This is a genomic window from Roseomonas sp. TS2 (genome assembly GCF_058833935.1).
The window spans coordinates 1-2342 of the sequence record NZ_JCACVY010000324.1; the positions used below are offsets into that span (position 1 = coordinate 1).

Here is a 2342-nt window from a genome sequence, read left to right on the forward strand (position 1 = left end):
TCCCGCGGATGCAGCATGCCCATGGTGGCCGGTCGTCTCCGGATGAAAATGCGAACAGTTCTCAACTGTTTCTCGCAGAGCCGTGCCCCTTTTACAAGGCCCGCCGGCGATGCGCCCTTCGCCGCGCCGATTGTCGCCTCTCCGGGTTGGTGTTAATGATAACCATTCGCAATTTGGCGCGATAGCCTCAGGAAAGGCCTGCAATGCCTCCCACCCATGCCAGCGCTCTCTCCGCCCCGCCGGTGCTCCGGCGCCGCCACGCGCTTGCCCTGCTCGGCGCGGCCGCCTTCGCCCTGCGCGCCGCGCCGGCACGCGCCGCCGCCACGGTGGAGAAGACCGTGAAGCTGGCGCCCGGCCTGTACGAGCTGGCCGTCAGCACCACCACCGACCTCGTGCACGTGGCGAGCACCGGCCCGCGCGGCGCCGACAGCGCCCGCATCCTCGGCCTCGATCTGCGCACGCTGGAGGTGCGCTCCACCATCGAGCTGGGCGCCGACACGGTGTTCGGCCTCGGCGTGAACAACGCCACGGGCACGCTGTTCGGCACCGGCACGCGCAGCGGCCGGCTGGTCGCCATCGACCTGCGCAGCGGCCAGGTGAAGGCGCGGATCGGCGAAGGGGAGGGCGCGCATCTGCGCCATGTCGTGGTGGACGAGGCGCGCAACCGCGCCTTCGTCTCCGTCTTCGGCTACCGCGACAAGCCGAGCGCCATCTGGGTGGTGGACACGGCGGCCAACACCCTCGCCCATGTCATCACCGAGGGGCTGGAGGGCGGCATCTCCGGCCTCGCCTACGACCCGGCGGGGGACCGCCTCTTTGCCGGCGCGCTGGGGCCGAACGAGGTGGTGGAGGTGAGCCTCGCCCGCCGCGCCGGGGTGCGCCGCTTCGCCTCGGGCGGGGAGGGGCTGATCAATGTGGAATACCACGCCGCCAGCGGCCGCCTGTTCTGCGCCAACCAGAAGAGCGGGCAGCTCACCGTGCTGGACGCCGCCTCGGGGATGCTGGTGAAGGCGGTGGAGACGGGCGCGGGCGCGCTCGGCATCACCCTCTCGCCCGATGGCGCGCTGGCCTATGTGGCCAATCGCGGCGCCGGCACGGTGAGCCTGGTGGAGACGGGCAGCCTGACCGTAAGGGCCAGCCTGGAGACCGGCACGCACCCGAACACCGTGGCGGTGGACCCTCGTTCGGGCCTCGCCTATGTCAGCAACAAGGCGAAGGCCGGGCCGCGCCCGGCGCCGGGACAGGCGCCCGTCCCGCCGCCCGAGGACCCGCGCGGCGACACGGTCAGCCTGATCCGCGCCTGAGAGGTTCTTGAGAGGGGCTCCGCCCCTCTCAAACTCTCCCCGCCAAAGGCCTGAGGCCTTTGGAAACCCATTTGTCCGTTCTACGGGCCGAGGCGGCGGCGCAGCACGGGCGCGATCTGCGCCACGGCCGCGGCGCCGATCATCTCGCCATGCAGGGCGGGCACCTCCACCACCTCCACCGATGCGGCGTGCGGCTGCCACATCGCGGGGGAGAGGGCGCGGCCGGCATGGTCGCGCGCCGCGCGGAAATGCAGCAGCGTGCCGTCGAACCGGCCATGGCGGTGGCCGCGGACGAGGCGGTTGTTGCCCTCCATCACCCGCATCACGCCATCCAGCACCGCCTCGGGCAGACGGCCGAGCGGCGTGCCGCCCTGGCGCAGGAAGGCCAGCACCGGCTCCCGCCGCATCGGCAGTTCCGGGTGCCGCGCCGGGTCGTGCCCGGCGATGGCCAGCAGGGCGCGGAACAGGGCGCCGGGCTCCGGCTCCGGCTCGGCGCGCCAGGCCTCGGCGGGGTAGGAATCGAGCAGCGCCAGGGTGCCGACGGCATGGCCCAGCGCCCGCAGCCGCACCGCCATCGCCTGCGCGATGATGCCGCCGACCGACCAGCCCGCCAGATGCACCGGCCCGCCCGGATGGGTGGCGAGCAGCCGCGCCACGTAATCCTCCGCCAGCGCCTCCAGGCTGGCGGGCGGCGGGCTGGCGCTGTCCAGCGCCGGGGCCTGCAGGCCCAGCACCGGGATCTCCGGCCCCAGCGCGCGGGCGAGGCGGCCATAGCACCAGGCGATGCCGCCCGCCGGATGCACCACGTGGAGCGGCGGCCGCTCCGCCTCGCCGCGCCCGAGGCGGATCAGCGGGCGCAGCCCGTCATCGCCGGGCGGCAGGGCATCGGCCTCCAGCAGCACGGCGAGGCGGGCGACCGTCGGGTGCTCGAACAGCGCGCCGAGGCCCGGGTCGCGGCCGAACTCCTCCTGCACCCGCAGCATCAGCTCCACCGCGAGCAGAGAATTGCCGCCGGCGGCGAAGAAATCCTCCTCCGCG

At 73.6% G+C, this 2342-nt stretch carries 2 protein-coding genes; one reads left to right on the forward strand and one right to left on the reverse strand.

Features of this window, described 5'->3' with window-relative positions; translation table 11 throughout:
* Nucleotides 1-203: 203 nt before the first annotated feature.
* Nucleotides 204-1304, forward strand: a complete 1101-nt coding sequence (locus tag ACZJYS_RS24035) for a YncE family protein (RefSeq protein ID WP_493180604.1) — start codon at nt 204-206, stop codon at nt 1302-1304.
* A gap of 80 nt (nt 1305-1384) precedes the next feature.
* Here ACZJYS_RS24035 and ACZJYS_RS24040 read toward each other — a convergent pair.
* Nucleotides 1385-2342: alpha/beta fold hydrolase (locus ACZJYS_RS24040; RefSeq protein ID WP_493180605.1), on the reverse strand; the 958-nt coding region annotated here is incomplete at its 5' end.

Excerpts from the sequence above, each read along its gene's own strand:
- ACZJYS_RS24035 (WP_493180604.1), top strand. The coding sequence starts at position 204 with ATGCCTCCCACCCATGCCAGCGCTCTCTCCGCCCCGCCGGTGCTCCGG.